Source organism: Flavobacterium sp. NKUCC04_CG (assembly GCF_019345525.1).
Lineage (GTDB): Bacteria > Bacteroidota > Bacteroidia > Flavobacteriales > Flavobacteriaceae > Flavobacterium.
The window spans coordinates 51,434-77,740 of the sequence record NZ_JAHKRA010000001.1; the positions used below are offsets into that span (position 1 = coordinate 51,434).

The following is a 26,307-nucleotide window of genomic DNA, read 5'->3' on the forward strand; positions in this document are numbered from 1 at the left end:
TTAATCCACGCCAATATATTTATATTTAACATTAAGAAATACTATAATATCATATAAGTAGTAGTGCTATTATTTTGCAGTATATTCTATTTTTATACGCGATTTACATCCATATCGGTATAAATCGGTTTACAAATATAACCTTATCTTGGAATTATCTCCATAAATCTAATAAATTCTACCCATTTACACTTCAGCTTTGTCTACTTAAACTTCAACAGTAAACCTATATGGGAACGGTTTTTGAGTATATACTGCTTGAAATCAAGAATATATTCATGAACCACTTCTACGACATTATTATCATTGGCGCCGGTCCTATAGGAATCGCTTGTGCTTTGGAAGCCAAAAAGAAAAACAAAAGCTATTTGATCCTTGAAAAAGGTTGTTTGGTAAATTCCTTATATCATTACCCAACCCAAATGCAGTTTTTCTCTTCTTCGGAATTATTGGAATTGGACAACATCCCATTTACCAGTATAGAAAACAGACCCAAACGAAACGAAGCGCTAGAGTATTACAGGCGTATCGTAGAATCTCGCGATTTAAAAATACAACTATTTGAAGAGGTATTAGGTGTTTATAAAACCGATTTTTTCAACATTCAGACTACCAAAGCCAATTATACCGCTACCCAAGTGATTGTTGCCACGGGTTTCTATGACGTGCCGAATTATTTACATGTTCCCGGTGAGGAACTCACCAAAGTGGCACATTATTATAAAGACCCTCATTATTATGCACAACAAAAAGTAGTTGTGGTTGGTGGTAGCAATTCATCGGTTGATGCAGCCTTAGAATGTTATAGAAAAGGGGCTAAAGTCACTATGGTTATTCGAGATAAAGCCATCGGAAGTCATGTGAAATACTGGGTTCGTCCCGATATAGAAAACCGAATTTCCGAAGGATCTATACAAGTGTTTTACGAAAGTCATCTCACGGAAATATACTCGGATCGTGTTTCGATAGCCACTCCTAATGGCTTGTTTGAACTTGCTAATGATTTTGTCTTGGCTTTGATTGGATACCGCCCCAATATCGAATTTCTAGAACGAATTGGCGTTTGTTTTAGCTCGGATTCAAAAAAGGTTCCCGCTTACGACCCCCAGTCGATGGAAACCAATATAAAGGGTTTGTATTTAGCTGGAGTGGTTTGCGGTGGACTCGACACACATCAATGGTTTATAGAAAACTCGCGAATACACGCCAAACAGATTTTAAACCATATCGACAACGGTTCAACCCCTAAATAAGTTATTTATTTGGTCGAGCAAACACCGCAAATACCGCGAGCCAAAACTTCGTATTCCTGCAATTGAAAGCCCGACGGAATCTCGATTTCAGGAATGTGTACTTGGGTTAAGCAAATGGTTTTTTTACATTGATTACATATAAAATGTACATGGGTATCTCTATGGCTGTCTTCGGAACAACGGGAATCGCATAGGGCATATTTAACTCCAGTACCGGTACTTATTTTATGTATAACGCCTTTTTGCTCAAAAGTCTTTAGTGTTCTATAAAGGGTAACCCGATCGGACTGCCCAAAACCACCTTCGATATCGCTAAGGTTTACTGCCTGTGACTGCGCTTTTAAAAATTCTAATACCAAAATGCGCATTGCGGTAGGCTTAATATGCTTACTCAACAATTCGGTTTCCAACTGTAATTTACTGATAATCAAAACATTTATTTTTTAATTCCAATTAATAAAGTGTCTTTAAATTTAACCTCAGCCGTTATTTACCAGTAAAAGCATGGCGTTAGTTATACTTTTAAGACGAAATGAAGGTATTTCTTAACTTAAAAAAGTACCTTTATTTTTTAAACATAATAATAATCTCAATTTACAATTAATCCCCGTGAGTAGCAAAATTATTGGAAGTATTTTAATTGTTGCCGGAACTGCCATTGGTGGTGGTATGCTAGCCATGCCCATTATATCTGCTGGAGTTGGTTTTGGCGGTATCACTATTGTCCTGTTTTTAATTTGGCTTGCCATGTGTTATACCTCGTTGCTGTTTGTAAAAATTTATAAATACAATCCGCACGATGTAGGTTTGAATACCCTTACTCAAAAATATTTAGGTAAAACCGGGTCTTTTATAACCGCAGTGAGTATGCTCACGTTGATGTATGCACTTATCTCTGCCTATATTACCGGTGGTGGTGCCATCATCAGTACCAATCTCAAACTTTGGTGTAACATCTCCATACCCCCCACTATTAGCGCCTTGATTTTTACCCTGCTGTTCGGCGGAATCGTATCCTTAGGCACCAAACTAGTGGATTTAACAACCAAATGGATTTTTACGATTAAGCTTATTTTTCTATTGGTGGTTATTGTTGCGTTAATTCCCTTTGTAAAAGCCGAAAATCTGGCGACTCTCCCCGTAGAACGCGCACTGATTTTTGCTGCTATACCGGTTATTTTTACTTCTTTCGGATTTCATGTCGTGATTCCGAGTTTGGTATCTTACTTAAAAGGAGATTACAAACAATTGCGATTGGTAATGATTGTTGGAAGCCTTATTCCTTTAGTCATTTATCTAATCTGGGAATTATCTGTACTTGGAAGTATTGACAACAGTATTTTTCTGTCGATTCTACAAAACAATGCCGGCCTAGAAGGTCTGATCCTTTCGATTAGACAAATTTCTAATGCCCCAGTAACCAATATAGCTGTTAATGTATTTGCCGCTGCCGCTATATTAACCTCTTTTTTAGGCGTGGCTTTGGCCTTATATGATTACATCAAAGATCTCGGCAAAAACAACAAATGGATCAGTAATTCCTATGGAAGTATTTCCTTAACTTTTTTACCTTCTTTAGGTTTTGCTATTTACTATCCGGAAGGATTTATCCTGGCCTTGAGTTATGCCTCTATATCTTTAGTAATCTTGTCGCTTATTTTACCCGTATTGATGCTGATCAAGGCAAAAAAAGCCGCCCAAGAAAAAATTTCATTAGGTATGAAAATCAGTTTTTTCGGAATTTTTTTATTATCGATGGTCATTTTTGGAACTCAAGTTTTAATTGCCCTGGGGAAAATACCTAATGTAGGCTAAGATGTGGATAGGTCTATACGCAGATACGCAGATTCACGTATTTGCACATCAGCGTATCTGCGTATCATCATCTAAAGCGTATTCGCCCCAACACGTAAAAAAAGATAAGCCTTTCAACCGATCTGCATCTACACCTATTTGCATATGTGCCTATCAGCGTAGATGCATCCCCTTATGACATCGCTTGTTTGAATAAACCAAAACTCTTTAGTCGTGCTTGATGGTCGTAAATAGGACTGGTAATCATCAATTCGTCGATTTCTAGAACGTCGCAAAAGCGTTGAAGATCGGTCTTTACACTATCTTTGGTTCCTATAAAACTGCAGGATAATTTTTGATATACCAAATTCTCTTCCTCTTCACTCCAAATTTCATCCATAGAATCTACTGGTTTTTGCATGGGTTTACGGTCGTTTCGTATAATTCCCAAAAACATTTGGTACAAAGATGTTGACAAGCGTCTGGCCTCGTCTTGGGTGTCTGCTATCACAGCATTGACACAGGCTAAAAAATAAGGTTCGGTCCATTTTTCGGACGGCTGAAACTCGTTTTTATATATTTGAGAAGCGTGCTGTATTTGTTCGGGTGCAAAATGGCTGGCAAAAGCATAAGGCAATCCCAATTTTGCCGCCAAATGTGCACTATCGGTACTGGAACCTAAAATCCACAGGGGCACTTCCAATCCGTCACCTGGAAAAGCACGTACCTTAGCCGCTGCATTATCTTTGGAAAAAAACTGTTGCAATTCCGCTACTTGTTCTGGAAAATAGTTGGCCGATAAGTTGTTGGTTCTACGTAAGGCCATAGCGGTAAGTCCGTCGGTACCTGGCGCTCTCCCCAATCCCAAATCAATTCTGCCCGGATATAGGGATTCCAAGGTTCCAAACTGTTCTGCGATTACCAAAGGCGCGTGATTGGGCAACATAATTCCTCCAGAACCGATGCGGATGGTTTCCGTTCCCTGCGCTAAATATCCAATTAAAACCGCTGTAGCCGAACTGGCTATATAGGGCATGTTGTGATGTTCTGCCACCCAAAAACGCTTATACCCTAAGGCTTCTACATGTTGGGCCAACAACAAGCTGTTGTTTAAGGTTTGCTTTGTACTTATATCTACGCCTATTACGGCCAAATCCAATACCGATACCGGAATATCTTGAAGGGGTTTATATCTTTTCATCTATTTTACATCTATATTTTCAACACTTAAAGATACAAAAAAAACCACACTTCTAAGAACTGGCTTTGTCGGGAATGCTTCTAAATCTGCGCGTTTTTTACTAGCTAATGAAAAAACAATCTAAGTTGTTAAATGCTTCTTTTTTCTATAGACTAAGCATGAATTCGCAGCTACTTTGACACTCCCCTTTTTACTTATCTAAGGTGCGCAAAGCTCTTTTAACAATGTATTGGGTTGCGGGAACATGGGATTCTTGGCTCCATCTCGCGCATAAATTTCTTACAAATTCGGGCTGGGATTTACTCGCATCATTCAACCAATTAGCCACGCTGTTTTGTACATATAAAGAGGGATCTGCCCTTAAAACTTCTAATATAGGCAAAGCTTGCTCCGGATGATTTTTTAAGGCTACTATGGTTGACGTCCAAACTCCTTTAGGACGGGTCACCTCTGTAATAAATCTACGAATACGCTCGTCGGAATCGCCTGTCCAACCCAACAAATAAAGCAAAACCTCATCGAGCTGTTTGACGAGTTCTGGTCGTAATGCCATCCAAATAATCTCTCTAACTCCAAAATGAGGGTCTGCAATTAGAAAACGTGCTTCCTCTAATCGATGCTGTATACTTAGGTCTTTTTGCAAAGCGATGATATAACAGGCATAACATCGGATACTATCCGATGAATGAGCACACAACGCGGTGTACAGTTGATCTAAGATTTGATTTTCAAAAGCATGTTGATACAGAAATTCACCAATTGCAGCAACGCTTTTCATTGTTGAAGGTTTTGCCAAGCCGTCTATAACAGCGATGATATCGGGTATGATTGCCTCCAAACCCAATTGAGGAAAAGTACTGCGAACCAATTCCCTATGATTAACTGCCGACCATTCTACCAAGTTTACGGACTCTATAAGACCTTGATTTAATAAGCTCACAACAGCTTCAGGAATCAATTCAGCCTTTATAGCACCTTTACGATTCAAAATTTCCAAGTGTTTCATTTCTTTTTTCCTTAATGATTACATGCTAATTTGCAAAAAAAGTCATTATAAATCAATTCATTCATGTCCTACAACAACTTCTTCTTAATTTTATATTTACTGCCCTCTAGGTTAGCGCTTAACACCTATTTCGTTGCGAAAAAAGCACTTCATGTCGATTTATTATGTGCCAAATTTCATGTTTATCATTTTTTGCAATCAAATTCAACACGATATAACAAATTGTTTAGTTAAATTTTAACATTATATTTCAAATGAATTATTTTAATTATATATTTATCCCCTATTTTAAATTTATAAAACACTTTGGCATGAAAAAAACGATATTCCTCTTTGCATTTATTTCTACCTTGTTGATGGGCTGTTCTAAGGATGATGATTCCAATTCCGCAGATAAGTACATGGCTTTTATTACTGTCAAAGACGAATTGGGAAAAAACATACCCAATACAACAATTTATGCCTTGAGCGACTATACTTGGCAAGCCAACAATGAAAAAACAGATTTTGCAGAATGGACCAATATCACCGATAAAAAAGGACATACCGTTTTTAAAGATTTAAACGACGATTTACTGAAGGTGTACAAAGAGGGAATAGCTCAATTTCCAGTAGAATTTCAACCAAAAACAGATTATAAAGAAGGAATTTTTCGCTTTGTCATTAAGCATCAGGATCAAGATTTTATCACTAAAGTGATTTTCGAAAAAGGCGAGCAAAGACACTTTGTTATTATCTTAAAATAATACAGCAAACACCAAAGGCTACAAAATAGCGTTTGGTGTTTTTTTTTATACTATCTTTCTATTTTATGATTGTGTACCAAGTTCGTAACCCAAAGATTCCATAAATACTGTGCTTTTCTTTGGTAGTATTCCGATTCCAAATCAAAATCTATCGGTATGGCTTGTTCTTCATTTTCTTTAAAATGGTAAAACAACACATACATTTTACTTCTTTGTTTAGTCTTAGCACCTACACCAAAAAATCCTTTGGATGTTTCTACCCATTCCACCAGGTTAAAACGGATGGTAACATTTGGTTCTAAGAAATAAAAATCCAACATGGAATCATGGGTTTGTTCGTCAGGCACTTCCCGTTGCGTTCTGCCAATAAAATGAATATGAATATTATCTTCTATCCAGGATTCTGCTTCCAGTTCTCCCGTCTCAACAAATAAATCAATGAGTTGCTTTAAGTAGAGCTCATGAGGTTTGCTTTTATCTGTAATAGAAAAATCAAAGACCTTATCCTGTCTCTGTCTATAAAAATCTCTAATTTTTTTTGCTTTAAGGCTGTCTGCTTCTCTGTCAAATTCGCTTGGAATATCTTTTAGGGTGGATTTAAATTCTTCCATATCCCCATATTTTTCAGCCATTTTACCAAAGTACTGTTGTGCCGTATCCAAATCACCTAATTTATAATAGGCCCAACCCAAATTGTACCACCAATACAAATAGGCTCTTTCTTCTTCCATTTTAATATAAATAGATTCCTGAAAAAAGGCATTGATTAAATCTATGGATTTTCGATAGTCTTTCTTTTCATATCGGACAAATGTAATATACTCCAATGCGAAATTAATCATGTCATTTACTTGATCTTCATCCTCATTGTTCGTTTGTTCAAAGCCGTTTTTAACTTCGTTATAAAAAGCTTCTACCCTTTCCAAATCGTCGATTTGCTGAAAGGCTTTTAGTCGATTAAATTGCACGTTAAACCACGAATCCGTATAGGGTTCATAGTAGGTAAGCAACTGTATTGAAAAAGCTTCTAACTGCTCCAAATCGTTGGCCATTTTACTGATAGCAATACCACTGGCTAAATTTTCCCAAAACGGAGCTAATTCATAACCTCTTTTATGTAGGCCTATGGCGAATTTGGCTTGATCCATATCAAGCACTTTATCTTCCCTTAACTCGATCAAAGTTTTAATAACTACTCCTAGATTATTACATAACAGTGCAAATTCGTAGACACTATTATTATTTGCAGTTCCTATACCGTGAGTGAAATAATCGTCGTAGGCTGCATAAGCTTTCCTCCCATAAAATTCAGCGAGTTCATAAAAATATACAGCTTTATCCCTTTCGCCATGTTCGGCTAAATCTGTAGCCTTTTCCAATAATGCTACATGGACGGCATAGCCATTAAAGCCATCTAATTCGATGGGATAATCAAAGTGCTCCAAAGTCAACTTAAGCTTATCACAAAGTATAATGTAGGTACTGGCTAATGAATCCGAGATCTGCTGTACCATATGATAATATTGCGTATAGCCTTCGTAAGCTTTTTTGCTGTTTTTTTCTATCAACAAATAATGACTCCCGTACATTCTCCAAGCTAATTGATTCGACGGATTTTGATCGATCTCTGTCAAAATCAAAGGCAAAAACTTCTGCCCCCATTCTTTTACAGTAGCCACACCAAATTCCGTATGAAATTCCATTCCGATATTAAAAAACAACCGAAATAGATTCCAATGATTATGCAACAAACCACGATCAAATAATTCTTGTATTTCTTTTGCAAAAACGATATTGGCCTCACCAGGATAGTAGGTTTTATAAGCATCTAACAATAAAAAAGCCTCATCAAATCGGTGTAGTTTTAGCAAAAGCCGGCCGCCGTGATAACTTTGATAGAAATGGTTTGGCGTGTGTTGATGCGACAGCAAATAGTAATCTGCCGCGCTATCTTCTTTGTCCAATTGTTCATAAATCGTTGCTAAACGATAATAAGTATCGCCAAATTCCGTATCTTGAAAAGAACGTTTGTTTTGAATTTGAGAGATTTCAATCAGTTTATCTTCCAAAGCTACAATTGCACGATCCTTCATTTCCAATTTCTCAGAGTATATCCAAGCTTTCCAATCGTATGCTTCTACTTTTTGTTCGCGATCTGTTGTACTATCTAAAATTTGCTCGGTGGTATTCAACATTACCGAAATATCATTAAAGTAGGGACCGTTAAATATTTTAACCTTCCAAAACAAGGCTTCCAACTGCTTTGCATCATTGGACAACACTTCTTCTATGGCCACAAGTATCTGTTCCGAAAGGAGTTGGTTTTGATTAAAAATCAATACCTTTTCCTCATCAGACACTAGTGTATCCTCTTCTAAAAATTGAAGCTGACTATATAAATCTTTAACCTCTGCTAGTTTGAGTTGTACCTCACTCATAATGGTTAATTCGTTTTTAAATGTTTATAAAAAACTAAGTGAAAAAAAAAATCAAGTATAAAGATAATATATAAATTTCACATGATACTTTTTTAAAAAAAAACATAAAAAAACAGGCAGTACGCCTGTTTTAATTTCTTATTCACTTGTTTTTAACACTGTTTCTCAGTAATTCTATTATGGCACTACCGTAGTAAACAAATAGGTCGCAAACAAAACAAGTAATACCACACCTTGTTGAATATTGGTACGACCCGAGTTTAAGGACAGGTATACGGTGAACAATGATAATCCCAAGAGTAAGGTGGATTTGGCATCAATTCCCAAACCGACAGTCATACCAGTAAAGTACGAGACTACTGCTACAGCAGGGATGGTTAATCCAATGGATGCCAAGGCAGATCCCAAGGCTAAATTAAGACTGGTTTGTAGTCTATTTTTTCGCGCAGCCTTATAAGCAGCAAGTCCTTCTGGCAATAAAATAACCGTTGCAATGATGATACCAACTAAAGATTTTGGTGCCCCAATTTCGATGACAAAAGCTTCGATAGTCGGTGATAATGTTTTGGAAAGCAACACCACAGCAACCAAAGCAATCAATAACAAAACCAAAGCAAAAACAGTGGTTATGCTGTTGGGAGGAGCCACATGCAACTCTGAAGACTCGTCAGAACTCTCCGTTTCTTCTGGTAAAAAGTAATTGCGGTGTCTGATGGTTTGTACCGAAATAAATCCACCATATAAAATAAGTGAAATGATGGCCACAAATATCAATTGACTGTTGGAATAACTATTTCCCGCTAAGGTGGTTGTATAGTTTGGTAAAACCAAAGTTAGCACGGCAATGGCAATTAAGGTAATTAAGGCACTACTAACTCCTTGCTTGATAAAATTTTGTTCGCGATAACGCACGCCACCTACCAAAAGACAAATACCTATAATACCCGTTAATATGATCATAATTGCTGCAAAAACCGTATCCCGCGCGAGATAAGACGGATGCTCATTTCCTTCTGAAAGCATAATGGAAACAATAAGAGAAACCTCAATGACCGTAATAGCCAAAGCTAAAATAATGGTTCCAAAGGGCTCTCCAACTTTGTGAGCCACAACTTCAGCATGGTGAACAGCTGCTAATACAGCTGCGATTAATGCCACTCCCAGTGTTATCAAAAACAAACTAGATTCTGGAAAAAACCCTTTTATACTGATTAAAAATAAGGCTAATATAGGACATAGGATGGTCCAAATTGGTAAGTCAATTTTAAAGTTCCTACATAAAAAGTTTTTTGTCTGCATATAGATAAGTTAAGTTAAGGGGATGATATTGTATAAAAAACAAAAATAACATTATTTACTAGAAAACCAGCATTTAAATCGTATTTCATTTCATTTTACAACACAAAAAGCTTTAAATTTAACTTTTTTAAGCACATTTGACAATTTCTTAATATAAAAAAACAGGAGAACCCCATAAATGAAATAAAATTCAACTATTTATCGACTGCTCCTAGGAATGGATCTGCTTTTTTTATTAAATATTTAAGATTTCACCGCGTTAATTACGTTAATCAAAATAAACCGTTCTTAAAATAAGCTTGGACCTATGGCGTCTCCGTTTTTTGCACAAGCCTAAGAATTTTCTCTATAACTTCTTTTCTATCGTCAGAAGTAGCTCCTAAATCTAAAAGCAGATCCGGCTGAATTCCCTTTTGCTGTATATCTGTACCGTCAACATTTTGCACACCTATTCCTGGAAAGAAGGCATTTACATCACCTGGAAGTACTATTTTTGTCAGGTAACCTAAGGTACCGGAACTATGACTCCCTATCGTTACCATACGATCACTTCCCTTTAGAAGTAGCGCTAATAATTCTGCCTGCCCCCTTGTTTTCTCATTGATTAAGACATAGGTAGTCCCTCTAAAAAATCGTTTAACCGCAGGGATTTCATTTTTTTTGGGTACGGTATTAAAGTTTCCGATATAGCGGCTGTTAGGTTCAACCATTTGTGCGAAAATTTTGCTTCGCGGAACCAAGTAGTCGCCCAGTTTTAAACCCGATGGCAATTGGTAATCGCGTAAATCCAGAATCAGATAACGCCTGGTAGCCGAAGCAGCTTGAAATGCATTGATTTGATTGTAATCCAATTCCGAAGCCTTTAACCAAATGATTTTATCATCGACAATATCCCACGCATTATCGGCTTCACTTTTGTCTTTATCCCAGTAGAAGTCAACTACAGCATATCTTTTTTGAACAATTTTGGAGGTTTCACCAGATCGACGTATTGTCAAATCAACCTGATCTTCTACTCCATTCAGTAAGGTAGCTGCAACGGAAACCATGAGACTTTGAGGATTGGAATTAGACATCCAAACGCCATATTCGTCCACTAAGGTCTGAATAGGCTTCCCCGCTACTTCCAAAATCTCGTCGCCCAATTGCAAACTCCCCAAATGGGCCAAAGAATCGTTTTCAAATTCAACTACTTTCCACTTTTGATCAACATACTCTAGCTTAAAGGGAATCTTTTTCTTTCCAATTTTATCGAATATCAAATCTGAAGCGATAAAAGCACTGCTATGAGCTAAATCTTTATTCATTTTTAAAAAACATTCTTGATAAGCTGTAGCTGAGGCAGCCGATGCAAAATCAGGTAACATTTCCGTTAAAACATCCTGCCATTTCACTGCCATTAAATGCTTATACGGATAAAAATAATTAATCGCATTCCAGTATCTCGCCAAGGCCAAAATGCGTTGTGATTTATTGGGCAATGCCGCCGAGGTTATTAGTCGCTCATTGTTAAATAATGGAAGTTGGGTTTTTTGATGAAATTGAACAAAATAATTTTTACCCAAATTTCTGTTTTGCAAAATATAGTGCAACTGGTTTTTGATATCGTCATTTAAAGGAATCTCGTTGATCCAATCCAGCACCACATTACCGGCATAAGCAGTTGTTTTTACAGCACTACACTCCAAACAAGGTTTTGGCGTTTTTAGCTTAGCTAGCCAGTCGATATATATTTTATTCTGTTGATCTACTGTAGTCGTGTTTTGAATTTCTTGCCATTTTTCGACAAATTCCATATCCCAATCCACCACCCCAGTTGCTACTTGAGGATGGTTGTATTTTAGAAAACCCCAAACTTGAATTAAAGTCTCTATTTTATTATTATTATCTTGAGCCCAAGAAGTCGTACCCAAGAAGATTAGCAAAAAAACTATTTTTAATTTCATAAGTGGAATGAGTATTCTCTTTTAAAGTCTTTTGGTAAGGTGTACTACTACATACATATTAATACTACCTCTTTTTAGGTCGTCAAAGATTAGGAATCGCTTTTAAAGCCTTGTCTAATACTTTGAATAAATGATTTTACGTTCCACTTTAATCTGCGGATTGGTATGCAAGATACGTTTAATAAATCCTTTTGGATTTAATGGTGCAAGAAATACGCGTTTCCCCTCTTCAAAATAGATAACCATACCTTTCGAAGCTAAGGCTGGGCGTACACCTTCTTTAGGACGGTTTACCCATTCTATTTTCTCAATATCCTTAATGTAAAAAGAGCCGCGAACAAATGCCGATCGGTAAAAGATTTGATCGTTGATAATATGATAAGTCGTTGTACAATATATCCATAACAAAAACAAAAAAGGAACAAAAGAAATCATACTATAAGGTATCAATTCTTTAAACTGAAAACTTATTAACCAAATATAAATAACCGGAAGAAATAGTGATAAAATAATAAATAGTAAGTAATTACCTTTTTTAGCAGGATACTTTTGAACAGCACTGTTTGTTTTCATAATAGTTGTTGCACTTTACGCAGTTGATTTTTACAATAAATCAAATATTATCAATAAAACACGAATAAAAAAAACAAAATATCTATTTTAACATTTTAATTTTAAATAATTCTCATTTTAAACCCAACTTAAAACAGTACTTTAATTTAAAAAATCAAAAATCAATGTTAATACTCTTATTTTTCGTCTAAGATTTTATCTTTTTTCTTATAAAAACAAAGAACTCCGCTTTCGCGGAGTTCCTAAACAAAAATAAACTAACAACTCAATGAACAACAAATAAAAACTTATTTGCAACGTCACTTTTATTTTAAAATCACTTTTTTGATTTGTGATTGGTTTGCTGTATGTACTTTGACCATATAAACCCCAGCTGGATATCTCGACAAATCAATGACTTGATTATGAAGTCCAGAGGCTGCATTTAATTGCGATTCATATACCAAGGCTCCCGTTAAACTAAAAACAGCGATTGTACTTAAACCTTCTTGAGCTACTTCATAGATTAAATTAATTCGTTTATCAATCGCTGGATTGGGTACGATATCAAATTTAACCTTATCGTCAAAACTGCTCGTAGATAGCCTGCCCACTTTTTTATATTTAAAAGAGAACTTCCCCGTACTTGAGCCTTCAAAAGTTAGAAAATTGATTTTATACAAATCACCATCTTCCGTTTTGATATAATAGTTTTGTGTTGAAGGAACATAACTATATCCCGATAATACTTTAAAGTCTTTTCCAATAGTATTTGATGCTTCCTGATAATCATTCTCCACCGGCAATGCTGTATTTCCCTCAGCGGTTATAGCCACTGCCGCTTCAGGATTCTGTAATATCAAACCATAAGAATAATACACTCCCATACCCGGCACTACTTCATAGTCATTGGTAAACATAAAATCCCATTGTTTTTTAGTCGGCTCCAATATCGTTTGAGTACTGTTTGACGGGTTTTCAAAGGAGAAATAGTTAAAATAACTATTGGGGTTAGTAGCATTGCTGATTGTGGCCTCTTGATCGGCTTGCCATCCTCCGATTCCGTCAGAAATGGCATATTTAATCGTATAAGCAGCCAAATATTTTACTACATACATTTTCACATATTTGGTAGCACTATACTTCAACAAAAAAATTCGATTTCCACGAATGGAATGATCAGACATTTGATAAGTACCCCAACCGATATGGAGTGTACCGTTAGGTCCCATATTCTGTGATGCCGATCCGTTATCCAAGGCTCCTTGAAAAATATTATCGTTGGAGTTGTACAATACGGGCATGGTTGTTTGACTCTCATCGGTATAACTAATGGCATTCCATTGCGCTAAGTCTGAAGAAGCTTCTAAAACCTGAATAGCTCCGAATTTAGACATGTTTACGCGGATTCCCTTATCCATATCATTATCTCGCCTAAAAGCTAAGTCCCAACTACTATCAGTGATATAAGTGACTTTCGCCCCTTCTGGAGTGTCTGTAAGTTTTACAAAAGCAGATTTTTTATATCCAGCCTCTGTATTGACTTCAACGTTATGTTCTTGCCCTTCTTGAGCAAATAACGATAGGGAAGACAGTAATATCCATCCCAAAAAATGTAAAGATTTTGTCATAAATATATTTTTTTGGTTTTAACAAAGGAAATCACTTTAGTCCCTCTGGATTTACTCGTCGCCTCCCTAAGGCTTAAGCGATTTCATGAAAATTAAGGTATTAATTCATACTCAAATTTAGGATATCCACGCTTTCCGTTTTCGTCGAGCATCGACATCATTTTTATTTTATAATAATTATCCTTAGCATCTTTAATAACGAAAAACCGGTCTTTAAAAGCTTGCCCCGAAAACACATCACGCCATTCAGCACCGATGACTCTTTGATCATTGGAAAATTTACTCGAATCAACTACTAGGTTGTTGTAGGCTTCATTTAATCTTTTTGCTACTTCTTCAACTGTTCCATTGTTATCAACAAATACCGCATAGGCTTTAACATTACCCAGTACATTATTACTTACAAAATCAGAATATCCATAAGATCCACTACCGGCAATAATATTGGTAAAAACAGTAAAGTTTAAATCCCAATTTGACTTGGTCGGTTCTACCGAAACTACCGACTCGGTCTTCATACTGAAAAAGCTAAAATTATAGGCTTGATTTTTTGTTATGATTGCCTCTTTATGGGTAGTATCATCCAAATTAGCGTATTGCAACAGGTAAGTGTTGTCGCGTTTTAAGATTCTGATTTTTTTCCAACCTCGGTGTTCTCCTGCTACATCTACACCAGATGGGTTTGCTGCTGTGCCGGGTTCAAAGCCCATATTCACCAAATAAACGGCATTGTCCGCATCGTTTTCTGATATCTTAGCAATAGCGGTTTTGGTGATATCCCCTGTAGGTGAATCAACATAATTCTCGTTGACCGGATTAAAAGTTCCTATAGCCACGTCTGCAAAAAAACCGCTGACTTGATTTTGCCTAACGGCATCTATATTATTGTTATCAAGCTTTTTTACAGCCATATAAATGGATCCGTTTAGCTTGACACGATCGCTTTCCGTTGAAAAGGCTAGATCCCAAGAATCTCTTGCCACCTTTTTCTCGTTACCACTACTCAATTCTACATAAACCTGAAAGGCTTGATTTGGACCCCCAATTTCTGGCGCAATAACACCCCCTAAAGAAGCGGCGAACGAAATCATTGTACGTGAATTTCCTTGAATCAAGGAATCCTCGGGATACGTAATCTTGACAATTTCAAATTGTATTGTTTTATCTTCGCGATCAAAGGGATAAATCAAATTTTTAAATACGAATTCTGTACTTTGAGCACCTGCCTTGATTGGTATTTCAAATTCGTTATTCGCATTGATTCCAGGCATGGTACTATAATCAATACCGTATTCCGCGTTTTTCTGACTTAATTTAACCGTAACAAGCCCATCAAAATCGGCCTTTTTTGAAAATACCAATTCTATTTTTCGCTCATCGCTAATATTGGAATAGCTGGTAAATGGCTGTGCAAAAGCCACTACAAAAATTTGTGGTTGTACCTCATGATCCTTTTCACAACTGGAAAATCCTATTGCTATAACGAAAAGTAAAACAACTATTTTATAAAACGTATTCATCTTATTTGAAATTTAAAAAGTATTGAATTTTCACAAATACACTGGTCCCATACGCTAATAACTGCGTTGATGATGCTGCCGAATGCGCTTCTCCAGAACTGGTAGATGTTTTGGTTTCTTTTACATTTAAGAGGTTACGCACACCTACAGTGGCTGAAAACTTTTTATCTAAAAAAGGTTGATGTACCGTGATGTCTAACAATGAATAAGGATTTTGCTTTCCCTTTACATATACCAGTGGTTTAGTAGGATCAACCGGCCCAGACTCCGCCACTGTCGTAAATTTATACTCCGGTCCGTTGTATTTAAAGAACAGTGAAAAACTGGTATTGGTTTTAGGTAACAAATAACCGATATTGGCATTAAGTTGCCCTGAGAACAACATTTTATCGGTAGTCCCTTTAGGCGATTTATAAATCTCTTTAATCATACCTGCATAAGTAAAACCAATACCCGCAGTTAAATTATCGAAACGCATATTGTTGTTATAGGTAAAACTGTAATTGTGGTATTTATCAAGATTTTCAAATTTGTAATTTTTAGGAGAACTATCCATCTGTATCAATTCAATAAAATCACTAACCAAAAGCGCACGAACAGATAGATTATTTTCCATCTCGAAGGTTTCGTCAACGATAAAGTTTTTCTTTAAATTCAAAGAAGCACTCCATCCTTTTTCTGCTTTTAGATTTTCATTTCCTTGGATATCGTGATTGACATCTACCATATAAGTATAGAGTTCCTCGAAATTAGGTAGTCTTGGCGACATCCCTAAATGCCCGCGTAATTCGTATCCTTGATTAAATAGATATTTGGCGGTTAAACTCGCTGCGTGTTGCGTTGGTAAAAGATTAGACGTCATGGCGCGGTATCCTGGACGAAGAGAAAGCCTGTCGGACAGAACAATTTCCGACGAAGCAAAGAAATCATAACTACCCAAGGTTTTAGTAACCGGTATAGCTTCTTTTAAATTTTCTAGAGACGAGGAATAACCTTTATGCTGAGAGACTTCATAACCCGCCTGAAAGTCGAATTTATCGTTGTTGATAAAATTGCTAAACAAACCCTTTGAATAAAAACCATCTCTGCTTTCCGTTACGTATTGGCGTTGGTTAAATTTTTCATCACTTAAAATTCGATATTGGTATCTATCGACTGTGGTTTCTTGTTTTTGATATGAAAAAGAGGCATCAAAATTAAAAGCATCACGAACGCGACCCGAAGCATTTAATAAGTGGAAAAAACGTTGTGGATTATGAATTGCATCATCTGCTATGGGATTGCTAGTAGCTGTCGGCTTATTGACGTTCATACTAACATTGTCGTTAAAATCCTTCATCGTTTCATCAAAAAACTCGAACTTATAATACACTCGGTAATGGTCGTTATAATAGTTCAACAAGGCTTTGACATTGTGTTGGTTTTTTGGCAACCAACTGTACCCTCTTTTAAAATCATCTACAGCGTGATATTGCCCTTTGCGATCATCCCAAAAGCCCTTAAAATCGTTGTGGATATAGCTGACGCTAGCAAATAAATTATCGGATAACTTGTGTCCTACTTTTATAGACTGTATATGACGCCCCTTATCTCTTAGGTTATACTCATTACCCACGCTTTCTTCTTGTACGCTTGGTGTAATTTCCCATTTATACTGAGAGCTTTTTTTGGTAATGATATTGATGATTCCCGTTACAGCGTTGGCTCCATAGTCTACGCCCATAGCCCCTTCAACAATTTCAATCTGAGCGATGTCGTCCAAATTTATCTGTGTCAAATCGGAGCCCGATCCAAATCCCTCTTCGTTGATTAAGGGAATATTATCAACTAAAATTTTAAAATAGGAAGAACCCAATCCAAAGAGTTTTACCCCCGATTTTCCCGTTTTAGCGGTAGGTATGATATTGATATTTAAAGTCTGATTTAATACATCGGCCAGATTATTCCCACCCTGTCTATCGATCATCTCTCTACTGATAACCGTTACGTTATAGATCGATTTATTAACCGATTGCGGACTAAATTGTCCCGAGATTACAATCTCTCCCAACGGGTTATTTATAGTGGATATACTGTCTTTTTGCTGTGCCTGAACCTGTAGTCCTAGGACAGTAAAAAATCCAGCAGTAAAAATATTTTTAACAAACATCATTTCTCTTAAAGTTTATTCTAAAGGTCAAATATTCCTTTCTTATTATTTAGACTTATTCTTAATTGCAAATATATGTATTAATTTTATTTATACTAGATTTAAATAATATTTTTATCAATATTTTTTATGCAAGTTACTAACAACAAAAAAGCGGTAGCATCAGCTCCGCTTTTTTTATTTATCATCGGTAAAACCGCTATACTTTGGGTAAAAAAACTTCAGCCATCATACAACGAGCACTACCTCCACCACAAGCTTCGATAGTATCCAAGCTGCTGTGAACTATTTTATTATGTTTTTCAATGGATTTGATTTGTTGAGGCGTTAAAGATTGGTATGCCGAAGTACTCATAACTAAGAAACGCTCGTCATTAGCCCCTTTTACCTGCAACATATTTCCCGCGAAGGAATTCACCTGTTCTTCCGTAATGGTTATGATTTCTTTACCAGATTCCTTTAGGTGTTTTAAAACGATTTTACGCTCTTGCTTGTCGTCTATACAATCCGAACAAATAACTGCAAAAGTTTCAGCCAAACACATCATCACATTGGTGTGGTAAATTAACTTACGTTCACCATTAACCGTTTGGTAAGCTTCGAAAATTACCGGATCCATTTCAAAATCCTCGCAAAATTCAATGACTAATTCTTCATCTGCTCTCGGCGACAAGGCACAATAAACTTTTTCATTTTCACGATCGATTAACAAACTTCCCGTTCCCTCTAAGAAAATCCCATCTTCTTCAGCAGCTGTATAATCCATGATATCTTTAGTAGGATAACCTTTTTCTTCTAAAATATCCAAAATATCTTCTCTGCGTTCTAATCTACGGTTTTTAGCAAACATTGGATATAACACCACGTCGCCATTTTCATGGAAAGAAATCCAGTTGTTTGGAAAAATACTATCTGGTGTATCTGGGCTTAAAGTATCGTTTACCACGATTACTTCTACTCCAACCGCCTGTAATTTTTCTACAAAAGCGTCAAATTCCATTTGAGCTTTCGCGTTTACAGTTGCTGGGGTGGTATGATCTAAAACTTTTTGATAGTAATTATTCACTGCCGTTTGCTCATTCATACGAAAAGCTACAGGGCGTATCATTAATATGGTATTGGTCGTTTGACTCATGTTATGGTATATTATATCTTATAAACTTAATCTCTAATCAAAGGCAGCGTAGAACAACGCAACAAGCCTTCTTGCTTGGCGATTTCCGCATAAGGAATTTCCTCCACAGTAAAACCTTTGCTGCGCAGCCAATTGTTTAATCGCGTAAAGTTGCGTTCTGAAACCACCACTTCAGGCGAGATGGAAAACACATTGGAATTCATATTATACATTTCTTCTCTATCGATATGAAACAAATTTTCCTTACCAAATAGATTCACTAAAAACATATAGTCTGCTTCTTCTCTAAATCCACTTTTGTAGATAATGCCTTTGTCTGTACCTACTGGCTGAAAACAACAGTCTAAATGAAGCGCATTGTCACGAGCCTCGATCTTAGATTTTACCAAATCAAATTCTTTAACAATTTTATTTGGAAATTGTTCTCTTAAAAACTGAACCCCTTGCATATTGGTACGTGCCGTAATATAATCTTTGTAGTCGCTTCCTTTATAAGTACCCACAAATATATAATCGTTCCAAGGCATTACATCGCCACCTTCAAAATGAAATTCTTCTGGTGCTGATATAATGTTTTGGGGATCTATTTGATCAATAATATATTGGATAGCTTCTAATTCGCGAGCGCGATCAGGTAGTATATTGGCTTTTACAAATTTATCGTCTATAACAAATCCAATATCTCTAGCGAAAATTTGATTGTAATCTGAAATGAGTTTGGGACGTAAGACCGTCACATCATATTTTTCAAAAACAGCAGCAAAAGCTTCCATTTCCGCAACCATATCTTTTTCAACAGGATAAGTACCTGCTAATATATGCTCGAGTGATTTTGGGTCATAAGCCTCTTCTATTGAAGGTGTGGGTCCATTGCTTGTAGCAATTCCTAGGACCACTGTCCGCAGTCGAGCAGTTTCGTTTTTTACGTTTAACTTAAGCATAGAAATATGTTTTAGCAAAGATACTAAAAGTAAATCGAACTCGGGAATTGATGATCAGTAATCCGTGATTCGAAAGTTGCAAGAGATGCAGGACTATACCGACTTAAGAAATGTAAAATATAAAAAAAGCCATCCGACGGATGGCTTTTTTTATAGTAATAGTGCTCGATTAACGATCATCCATTTTTTTATAAGAACGCAAAGTTTCTCCTACATATACCTGACGCGGTCTTGCTATAGGTTCTTTGTTTACTCTCATTTCTTTCCATTGTGCAATCCATCCCGGTAAACGTCCGATTGCAAACATTACCGTAAACATTTCGGTAGGAATACCCAAGGCACGATAAATAATTCCTGAATAGAAATCTACGTTCGGATACAAACTTCTAGATTTGAAGTATTCGTCTTCCAAAGCTCTTTCTTCTAACTTTTTAGCAATTGCAAGAATCGGATCATCAACACCCAATTTTGCCAATACTTCGTCTGCTGCTTTTTTAATAATTCTAGCACGAGGATCAAAGTTTTTATATACTCTATGTCCGAATCCCATCAAACGGAAAGGATCATTTTTATCTTTTGCTTTGGCCAAATACTTTTCAGCATCCCCGCCATCATTTTGGATTTCTTCCAACATTTCCAACACAGCTTGGTTAGCACCACCGTGAAGTGGTCCCCAAAGTGCTGAAACACCCGCTGAAATAGAAGCAAATAAGCCTGCATGTGAAGAACCTACCATTCTCACTGTTGAAGTCGAACAGTTTTGCTCGTGTTCAGCATGTAGAATAAATAATTTATCAATAGCATTTTTAACTACCGGGTCAATTTCATAAGGCTCTGTTGGCAATTCAAACATCAAACGCAAGAAATTATCTACATAACCTTTAGTGTTGTCGTAGTAATTTAATGGATAACCTTTTGTTTTTCTATAAGTCCAAGTAGCAATAACGAGGAATTTACCCATCGTTTTACAAACTGCATCATACATTTCTTTTTCACTTTCTACATTGACTACTTTTGGATTAAAAGCGGTTAATGCGCTAGTTAAAGAAGACAATACGCCCATAGGGTGCGCATGTTTAGGGAATCCATCAAGGATACCTTTCATCTCTTCGTTAACTAAAGTGTATTTTCTAATATCCGTTTCAAAATCTTTTAATTGCTTGGCTGTAGGTAACTCTCCAAAAATCACCAAATAGGATACTTCTAGAAAATTAGAATTGGCTGACAAATCTTCTATTGAATATCCTCTATATCTTAAAATTCCTTCTTCTCCATCTAAATAAGTAATCTCACTTTTACAAGAACCTGAGTTTTTAAATCCTGGATCAAGTGTAATCGCTCCTGTAAGAGCACGAAGTTTCTCAACATCAATGGCTACCTCATTTTCAGATCCGACGAAAATGGGAAACTCATATCTCTTGCCATCAAGCTCTAATATTGCAGTTTTTGACATATAATTATTGTTTTTTATTTTTTATTTTGCTGATTGCGAATTTAATAAATTAGGTGTAATTTATAAAAGGAAAGATAACAAATAATCTTATTTATTACAAGTTAAATAATTATTATCTTTTTAAAAACTAAACATTTTTAAGGCTGACCAATTTTTAATACCCGCAGTACCATAACGACAATAATAAAACTTTTTTTTTATCATATCTATTTTTTAGACGCCTAAAAAATGATAATTTAACAATCCTGTCCCTTAAGCGTTTGCACTTTTAAAAATAAGAAAGCCCGATAAATAGTTTATCGGGCTTTCTGACTTTAAAAAAATAAATATTTATTTAATTTTAAATGCTTTTTCTTGCGGATAATAAGCCACTTCGGCCAATTCTTCTTCGATTCTCAACAGCTGATTGTATTTAGCCATACGATCAGAACGAGAAGCCGAACCCGTTTTAATTTGCCCACAGTTTAAAGCTACGGCCAAATCGGCTATAGTATGGTCTTCAGTCTCACCAGAACGATGTGACATTACAGAGGTAAATCCGGCATTATGCGCCATGTTTACCGCTGCGATAGTTTCTGTTAACGTACCAATTTGATTTACTTTAATCAAAATGGAATTCGCTATATTTTCATCAATTCCTCTTTTTAATCGACGAACATTGGTAACAAATAAATCATCACCTACCAATTGTACTTTGCTACCAATTTTTTCAGTTAAATATTTCCATCCCTCCCAATCGTCTTCTTGCATACCGTCTTCAATTGAAATAATTGGATACTCTTCTGCCAATGAAGCCAAGTAATCTGCTTGTTCCACAGCCGTACGGATTTTACCTTGAGCGCCTTCAAATTTGGTATAGTCGTATTTTCCATTTACATAAAATTCCGACGCAGCACAGTCTAAGGCAATCATAATATCGCCACCAAAAGTATAACCAGCAGCTTCCGTTGCTTGTTTAATACACTCTAGGGCATCTTCAGTTCCGTTTAACGTTGGTGCAAAACCGCCTTCATCACCTACTGCAGTACTTAAGTTACGGTCTTTTAAGACCTTTTTTAAATGATGGAAAATCTCAGTCCCCATTTGCATGGCTTGTGTAAAATTTGCCGCTTTAACCGGGATAATCATAAATTCTTGAAACGCAATAGGGGCATCTGAATGAGAACCTCCATTGATAATATTCATCATGGGTACTGGAAGTGTGTTTGCAGAAACACCACCCACATAACGGTATAAAGGCAATCCCAATTCATTGGCAGCCGCTTTGGCTACAGCCAAAGAAACACCTAAGATTGCATTGGCTCCTAAATTCGCTTTGTTTGGCGTACCGTCCAAATCAATCAATAACTGATCGATTGCATTTTGTTCGAACACACTCATACCAACAACATTTGTTGCTATATATTCATTTACATTGGCTACGGCGTTTAAAACTCCTTTACCCATAAAGGCTTTTCCGCCATCTCTTAATTCGACAGCTTCGTGTTCTCCAGTAGAAGCTCCAGAAGGAACTGCGGCTCTACCTAAAACACCATTTTCGGTAACGACATCTACTTCTACTGTAGGATTTCCGCGGGAATCCAAAATTTGACGAGCGTGTATTCTAACAATTGTACTCATGATTTATTGTGTGTGTGTTGTATAGTTAGACTTTAAAAGTATATTTTCAACAAATTTACGAATTTATTGTAATTTTAAAATCAATTTCGCTATAAAAAGCAAGCTAAAACCAATAATTGCCAACAAAAAAGGCTGCCTTAAAAAGGCAACCTAGATTATATTTGATAAAAAGTTAGGTCGTATTTGCGAACTAAGCTTTTTTATTTTTCATATTACTAACAAATTGATCAAACAAATAATGTGAATCATGTGGTCCTGGGCTGGCCTCAGGATGGTATTGTACTGAAAACACATCCTTGTTTTTTACGCGAATCCCCGCAACGGTTTGATCGTTTAAATGCAAGTGAGTAATTTCTAAAGTAGGGTGTTTTTCCACCTCTTCTTTATTTACGGCAAAACCGTGATTTTGAGAAGTGATTTCACCTCGATTGGTTAACAAATTCATTACCGGGTGGTTGATTCCACGGTGACCGTTAAACATTTTATAAGTAGAAACACCTTGCGACAAGGCGATTAATTGATGTCCTAAACAAATTCCAAATACGGGTAAATTAGACTCAATGGTTTGAGCTACTACTCTTTTGACATCGTTTAATGGATCGGGATCACCAGGTCCATTTGACAGAAAATAACCATCAGGATTGAACTGCGCTAATTCTTCGAAAGTACTGTTATATGGATAAACTTTAATGTAACAATCGCGTTCTGCAAGACAGCGAAGGATATTGGTTTTTATACCCAAATCCAGAGCAGAAACTTTATAAGTAGCTTCGGGATTCCCGAAAAAATACGCTTCTTTAGTAGAGACCTTAGAAGCCAACTCCAATCCATTCATGGAAGGCACTGTTTTAAGGAGCTCTTTTAGTTCTTCTACCGATTTGCCATCTGTAGAAATTACAGCGTTCATAGCACCATTATCGCGAATATAACTAGCCAATGCACGGGTATCCACATCGGAGATGGCTACTAAATTATTTTCGGTAAGATATTCCAATAAGGTAGCATTAGAATTTGGTCTGGAATTGGTAAAACTAAAGTTTTTACAAACCAAACCTGAAATTTTGATACCGTCAGAATCTACTTCATTCGGATTTACCCCATAATTTCCGATATGAGCATTGGTTGATAACATGATTTGTCCAAAATAAGAAGGATCTGTAAAGATTTCTTGATATCCCGTCATACCGGTGTTAAAACAGATTTCACCAAAAGTAGTTCCCTCAATACCGATTGATTTACCATAAAAAACGGTTCCGTCATTTAAGAGTAGAACGGCGCTATTTCTATTATTATATTCCATTGTGATGTGTTGTATAGTTGGCAAATGTAAAATAAATAAATTAAAATATAGGTCTAAAAAAAAGGACAAACTCGAAAGTGTGTCCTTTTATAAGAATATTAAATAACTACAATTTTATAATTGTAAGTACTATTCATTAGTTTCAGTAGCAGTTTCAGTTGCTTCTGCTTCTGGAGTTGTAACATCAGCTACTTTTTTAGCTCTACCTCTACGAGTAGTTGCTTTTTTAGCTTCTTTTTTACCTCCGTTATAGATTTCATTGAAATCTACTAGTTCGATCATAGCCATATCAGCGTTATCTCCAAGACGGTTACCCAACTTGATAATACGAGTATATCCACCTGGACGATCTCCAACTTTTTGAGCAACTTCTCTGAAAAGTTCAGTTACTGCATCTTTATCTCTAAGGTAAGAAAAAACTACACGACGATTATGAGTATCATCAGTTTTTGATTTAGTTACCAAAGGCTCAATGAATTGTTTAAGCGCTTTTGCTTTAGCTACGGTAGTATTAATGCGTTTGTGCTCTATCAATGAACAAGCCATATTCGCCAACATAGATTTTCTATGTGCGGTTTTTCTGCTTAAGTGATTTATTTTTTTTCCGTGTCTCATTGCTTTCTAGAATTTAGACTAAAAGTCTAGTTTATTCTTTATCTAATTTATATTTGGAAAGATCCATACCGAAGTTCAATCCTTTAACAGCTACGAGTTCTTCTAATTCAGTAAGAGATTTCTTACCGAAGTTTCTAAACTTCATTAAATCGTTTTTGTTATAGGAAACCAAATCTCCTAATGTATCTACTTCAGCCGCTTTTAAACAATTTAATGCTCTAACTGAAAGATCTAGATCTACCAATTTTGTTTTAAGAAGCTGTCTCATATGCAATGATTCCTCATCGTATGATTCAGTTTGAGCAATTTCATCGGCCTCTAAAGTGATTCTTTCATCAGAGAACAGCATAAAGTGATGAATCAGTGTTTTTGCTGCTTCTGTTAATGCGTCTTTAGGATGAATTGAACCGTCAGTGATGATGTCAAAAACCAATTTTTCATAATCGGTTTTTTGCTCAACACGGTAGTTTTCAATAGCATACTTAACATTCTTAACTGGCGTATAAATAGAGTCAGTAAAGATTGTACCTATCGGTGCATTTGGTTTTCTGTTTTCTTCTGCAGGAACATAACCTCTTCCTTTTTCGATAGTTAATTCCATATTAATGGTAATTTTGCTATCCACATTACAGATGATTAAATCTGGGTTAAGAACCTGAAAACCAGAGATGTATTTTTGAAAATCACCTGCGGTTAATTGGTCTTTACCTGAAAAGTTAATGGTTACTGCTTCGTTATCGATATCCTCAATTTGACGTTTAAAACGAACTTGTTTAAGGTTAAGAATAATTTCAGTAACGTCTTCAACTACACCAGGGATGGTCGAAAACTCATGATCAACACCTTCAATACGAACTGATGTAATTGCATATCCTTCAAGAGATGAAAGAAGAACTCTTCTTAGTGCATTACCAACTGTCAATCCGTATCCCGGTTCCAAAGGTCTGAATTCAAACTTACCTTTAAAATCGGTCGAATCAATCATGATAACTTTATCGGGCTTCTGAAAATTAAATATTGCCATATTTGTTTCGACTGAATGTCAATTATTATTTGTTGTACAACTCTACGATTAACTGTTCTTTGATGTTTTCAGGAATCTGAAGTCTTTGAGGAACAGATACAAATGTTCCTTCTTTAGTTTCATTATTCCAAGTAATCCATTCATAAACAGCGCTAGAATTAGATAACGAACGTTCTATAGCATCTAGAGATTTTGATTTTTCACGAACTGCAACTTTATCACCTGGTTTTAATTGGTAAGAAGGAATGTTTACCAATTCACCGTTTACAGTGATATGTCTGTGTGAAACGATTTGACGTGACGCTCTTCTAGAAGGAGCAATACCCATTCTAAAAACCACGTTATCTAATCTTGATTCACATAATTGAATTAATACCTCACCAGTTACTCCACGAGCAGCAGAAGCTTTTTGGAAAAGCCCTCTGAATTGTTTCTCTAGAATACCGTAAGTGTATTTAGCTTTTTGTTTCTCCATCAACTGGATAGCATATTCAGATTTCTTACCTCTTTTTTTTGCTAAACCATGTTGCCCAGGAGGGTAATTTCTTTTTTCAAAAGATTTGTCATCTCCGAATATTGCTTCGCCAAATTTACGAGCAATCTTTGTTTTTGGACCAGTATATCTTGCCATTTCAAAAAATTAAAAAAAGGTAGGGATTATGAATTCAGGTCTCATCCTCCGAT

21 protein-coding genes are annotated in these 26,307 nt (G+C 36.1%); 3 read left to right on the forward strand and 18 right to left on the reverse strand.

The window, feature by feature from the left end; genetic code table 11:
* The first annotated feature begins 278 nt into the window (after positions 1-278).
* Positions 279-1,253, forward strand: a complete 975-nt coding sequence (locus KO524_RS00225) for a YpdA family putative bacillithiol disulfide reductase (protein WP_219288603.1) — start codon at positions 279-281, stop codon at positions 1,251-1,253.
* A gap of 5 nt (positions 1,254-1,258) precedes the next feature.
* Here the strand turns inward: KO524_RS00225 and KO524_RS00230 are convergent, their stop codons facing one another.
* On the reverse strand, positions 1,259-1,684 hold the full coding sequence (locus tag KO524_RS00230; protein WP_370629706.1) for a Fur family transcriptional regulator: 426 nt from the start codon (positions 1,682-1,684) through the stop codon (positions 1,259-1,261).
* 178 nt (positions 1,685-1,862) lie between these two features.
* Between KO524_RS00230 and KO524_RS00235 the strand changes: the two genes are divergently transcribed.
* The gene (locus KO524_RS00235) at positions 1,863-3,068 is read left to right on the forward strand and encodes an aromatic amino acid transport family protein (RefSeq protein ID WP_219288015.1); all 1,206 of its coding nucleotides are present in this window, start codon (positions 1,863-1,865) and stop codon (positions 3,066-3,068) included.
* 172 nt (positions 3,069-3,240) lie between these two features.
* On the opposite strand, the gene KO524_RS00240 is transcribed toward KO524_RS00235, so the two are convergent.
* Positions 3,241-4,248: an LLM class flavin-dependent oxidoreductase gene (locus KO524_RS00240; RefSeq protein ID WP_219288017.1), complete on the reverse strand. Its 1,008-nt coding sequence runs from the start codon at positions 4,246-4,248 to the stop codon at positions 3,241-3,243.
* Between the two features lie 190 nt (positions 4,249-4,438).
* The gene (locus tag KO524_RS00245) at positions 4,439-5,254 is read right to left on the reverse strand and encodes a DNA alkylation repair protein (RefSeq protein WP_219288019.1); all 816 of its coding nucleotides are present in this window, start codon (positions 5,252-5,254) and stop codon (positions 4,439-4,441) included.
* A 311-nt stretch (positions 5,255-5,565) separates the two neighbouring features.
* Between KO524_RS00245 and KO524_RS00250 the strand changes: the two genes are divergently transcribed.
* The gene (locus KO524_RS00250) at positions 5,566-6,000 is read left to right on the forward strand and encodes a hypothetical protein (RefSeq protein ID WP_219288022.1); all 435 of its coding nucleotides are present in this window, start codon (positions 5,566-5,568) and stop codon (positions 5,998-6,000) included.
* A gap of 50 nt (positions 6,001-6,050) precedes the next feature.
* On the opposite strand, the gene KO524_RS00255 is transcribed toward KO524_RS00250, so the two are convergent.
* The 15 genes from KO524_RS00255 to rpsD form a co-directional block, all read right to left on the reverse strand.
* A complete protein-coding gene (locus KO524_RS00255) occupies positions 6,051-8,438 on the reverse strand; it encodes a M48 family metallopeptidase (protein ID WP_219288024.1) in 2,388 nt (795 codons plus the stop codon).
* 177 nt (positions 8,439-8,615) lie between these two features.
* Positions 8,616-9,737 carry a calcium:proton antiporter gene (locus KO524_RS00260; protein WP_219288026.1) on the reverse strand — a complete coding sequence of 374 codons (1,122 nt, stop codon included), beginning with the start codon at positions 9,735-9,737 and terminating at the stop codon, positions 8,616-8,618.
* 305 nt (positions 9,738-10,042) lie between these two features.
* On the reverse strand, positions 10,043-11,683 hold the full coding sequence (locus KO524_RS00265) for a S41 family peptidase (RefSeq protein WP_219288028.1): 1,641 nt from the start codon (positions 11,681-11,683) through the stop codon (positions 10,043-10,045).
* 114 nt (positions 11,684-11,797) lie between these two features.
* Positions 11,798-12,256: a PH domain-containing protein gene (locus KO524_RS00270; RefSeq protein WP_219288030.1), complete on the reverse strand. Its 459-nt coding sequence runs from the start codon at positions 12,254-12,256 to the stop codon at positions 11,798-11,800.
* 305 nt (positions 12,257-12,561) lie between these two features.
* On the reverse strand, positions 12,562-13,866 hold the full coding sequence (locus tag KO524_RS00275) for a T9SS type A sorting domain-containing protein (RefSeq protein WP_219288032.1): 1,305 nt from the start codon (positions 13,864-13,866) through the stop codon (positions 12,562-12,564).
* Between the two features lie 92 nt (positions 13,867-13,958).
* On the reverse strand, positions 13,959-15,386 hold the full coding sequence (locus tag KO524_RS00280) for an HmuY family protein (protein ID WP_219288034.1): 1,428 nt from the start codon (positions 15,384-15,386) through the stop codon (positions 13,959-13,961).
* 1 nt (position 15,387) lies between these two features.
* The gene (locus KO524_RS00285; RefSeq protein ID WP_255555081.1) at positions 15,388-17,538 is read right to left on the reverse strand and encodes a TonB-dependent siderophore receptor; all 2,151 of its coding nucleotides are present in this window, start codon (positions 17,536-17,538) and stop codon (positions 15,388-15,390) included.
* A 196-nt stretch (positions 17,539-17,734) separates the two neighbouring features.
* Positions 17,735-18,670 carry a citrulline utilization hydrolase CtlX gene (gene ctlX / locus KO524_RS00290; RefSeq protein WP_219288036.1) on the reverse strand — a complete coding sequence of 312 codons (936 nt, stop codon included), beginning with the start codon at positions 18,668-18,670 and terminating at the stop codon, positions 17,735-17,737.
* Positions 18,671-18,696: 26 nt separating this feature from the next.
* A complete protein-coding gene (locus tag KO524_RS00295; RefSeq protein WP_219288037.1) occupies positions 18,697-19,611 on the reverse strand; it encodes a dimethylarginine dimethylaminohydrolase family protein in 915 nt (304 codons plus the stop codon).
* Positions 19,612-19,780: 169 nt separating this feature from the next.
* On the reverse strand, positions 19,781-21,064 hold the full coding sequence (locus tag KO524_RS00300) for a citrate synthase (protein WP_219288039.1): 1,284 nt from the start codon (positions 21,062-21,064) through the stop codon (positions 19,781-19,783).
* 330 nt (positions 21,065-21,394) lie between these two features.
* A complete protein-coding gene (gene eno / locus KO524_RS00305) occupies positions 21,395-22,684 on the reverse strand; it encodes a phosphopyruvate hydratase (protein WP_219288041.1) in 1,290 nt (429 codons plus the stop codon).
* A 190-nt stretch (positions 22,685-22,874) separates the two neighbouring features.
* Positions 22,875-23,984, reverse strand: a complete 1,110-nt coding sequence (gene carA / locus KO524_RS00310) for a glutamine-hydrolyzing carbamoyl-phosphate synthase small subunit (protein ID WP_219288043.1) — start codon at positions 23,982-23,984, stop codon at positions 22,875-22,877.
* A gap of 129 nt (positions 23,985-24,113) precedes the next feature.
* The gene (rplQ, locus tag KO524_RS00315; protein WP_219288046.1) at positions 24,114-24,599 is read right to left on the reverse strand and encodes a 50S ribosomal protein L17; all 486 of its coding nucleotides are present in this window, start codon (positions 24,597-24,599) and stop codon (positions 24,114-24,116) included.
* Between the two features lie 31 nt (positions 24,600-24,630).
* A complete protein-coding gene (locus KO524_RS00320) occupies positions 24,631-25,623 on the reverse strand; it encodes a DNA-directed RNA polymerase subunit alpha (protein ID WP_219288048.1) in 993 nt (330 codons plus the stop codon).
* A 25-nt stretch (positions 25,624-25,648) separates the two neighbouring features.
* Positions 25,649-26,254 (reverse strand): 30S ribosomal protein S4, encoded by a 606-nt coding sequence (gene rpsD, locus KO524_RS00325; protein WP_219288050.1) that lies wholly within the window; start codon positions 26,252-26,254, stop codon positions 25,649-25,651.
* Between the last annotated feature and the right edge of the window lie 53 nt (positions 26,255-26,307).

Bases quoted from the DNA above. Each gene is read 5' to 3' on its own strand.
- KO524_RS00225 (WP_219288603.1), top strand. From the start codon at position 279: ATGAACCACTTCTACGACATTATTATCATTGGCGCCGGTCCTATAGGA.
- KO524_RS00240 (WP_219288017.1), bottom strand. From the start codon at position 4,248: ATGAAAAGATATAAACCCCTTCAAGATATTCCGGTATCGGTATTGGAT.
- KO524_RS00245 (WP_219288019.1), bottom strand. From the start codon at position 5,254: ATGAAACACTTGGAAATTTTGAATCGTAAAGGTGCTATAAAGGCTGAA.
- KO524_RS00250 (WP_219288022.1), top strand. From the start codon at position 5,566: ATGAAAAAAACGATATTCCTCTTTGCATTTATTTCTACCTTGTTGATG.
- KO524_RS00255 (WP_219288024.1), bottom strand. From the start codon at position 8,438: ATGAGTGAGGTACAACTCAAACTAGCAGAGGTTAAAGATTTATATAGT.
- KO524_RS00260 (WP_219288026.1), bottom strand. From the start codon at position 9,737: ATGCAGACAAAAAACTTTTTATGTAGGAACTTTAAAATTGACTTACCA.
- KO524_RS00265 (WP_219288028.1), bottom strand. From the start codon at position 11,683: ATGAAATTAAAAATAGTTTTTTTGCTAATCTTCTTGGGTACGACTTCT.
- KO524_RS00270 (WP_219288030.1), bottom strand. From the start codon at position 12,256: ATGAAAACAAACAGTGCTGTTCAAAAGTATCCTGCTAAAAAAGGTAAT.
- KO524_RS00275 (WP_219288032.1), bottom strand. From the start codon at position 13,866: ATGACAAAATCTTTACATTTTTTGGGATGGATATTACTGTCTTCCCTA.
- KO524_RS00280 (WP_219288034.1), bottom strand. From the start codon at position 15,386: ATGAATACGTTTTATAAAATAGTTGTTTTACTTTTCGTTATAGCAATA.
- KO524_RS00285 (WP_255555081.1), bottom strand. From the start codon at position 17,538: ATGATGTTTGTTAAAAATATTTTTACTGCTGGATTTTTTACTGTCCTA.
- ctlX (WP_219288036.1), bottom strand. From the start codon at position 18,670: ATGAGTCAAACGACCAATACCATATTAATGATACGCCCTGTAGCTTTT.
- KO524_RS00295 (WP_219288037.1), bottom strand. From the start codon at position 19,611: ATGCTTAAGTTAAACGTAAAAAACGAAACTGCTCGACTGCGGACAGTG.
- KO524_RS00300 (WP_219288039.1), bottom strand. From the start codon at position 21,064: ATGTCAAAAACTGCAATATTAGAGCTTGATGGCAAGAGATATGAGTTT.
- eno (WP_219288041.1), bottom strand. From the start codon at position 22,684: ATGAGTACAATTGTTAGAATACACGCTCGTCAAATTTTGGATTCCCGC.
- carA (WP_219288043.1), bottom strand. From the start codon at position 23,984: ATGGAATATAATAATAGAAATAGCGCCGTTCTACTCTTAAATGACGGA.
- rplQ (WP_219288046.1), bottom strand. From the start codon at position 24,599: ATGAGACACGGAAAAAAAATAAATCACTTAAGCAGAAAAACCGCACAT.
- KO524_RS00320 (WP_219288048.1), bottom strand. From the start codon at position 25,623: ATGGCAATATTTAATTTTCAGAAGCCCGATAAAGTTATCATGATTGAT.
- rpsD (WP_219288050.1), bottom strand. From the start codon at position 26,254: ATGGCAAGATATACTGGTCCAAAAACAAAGATTGCTCGTAAATTTGGC.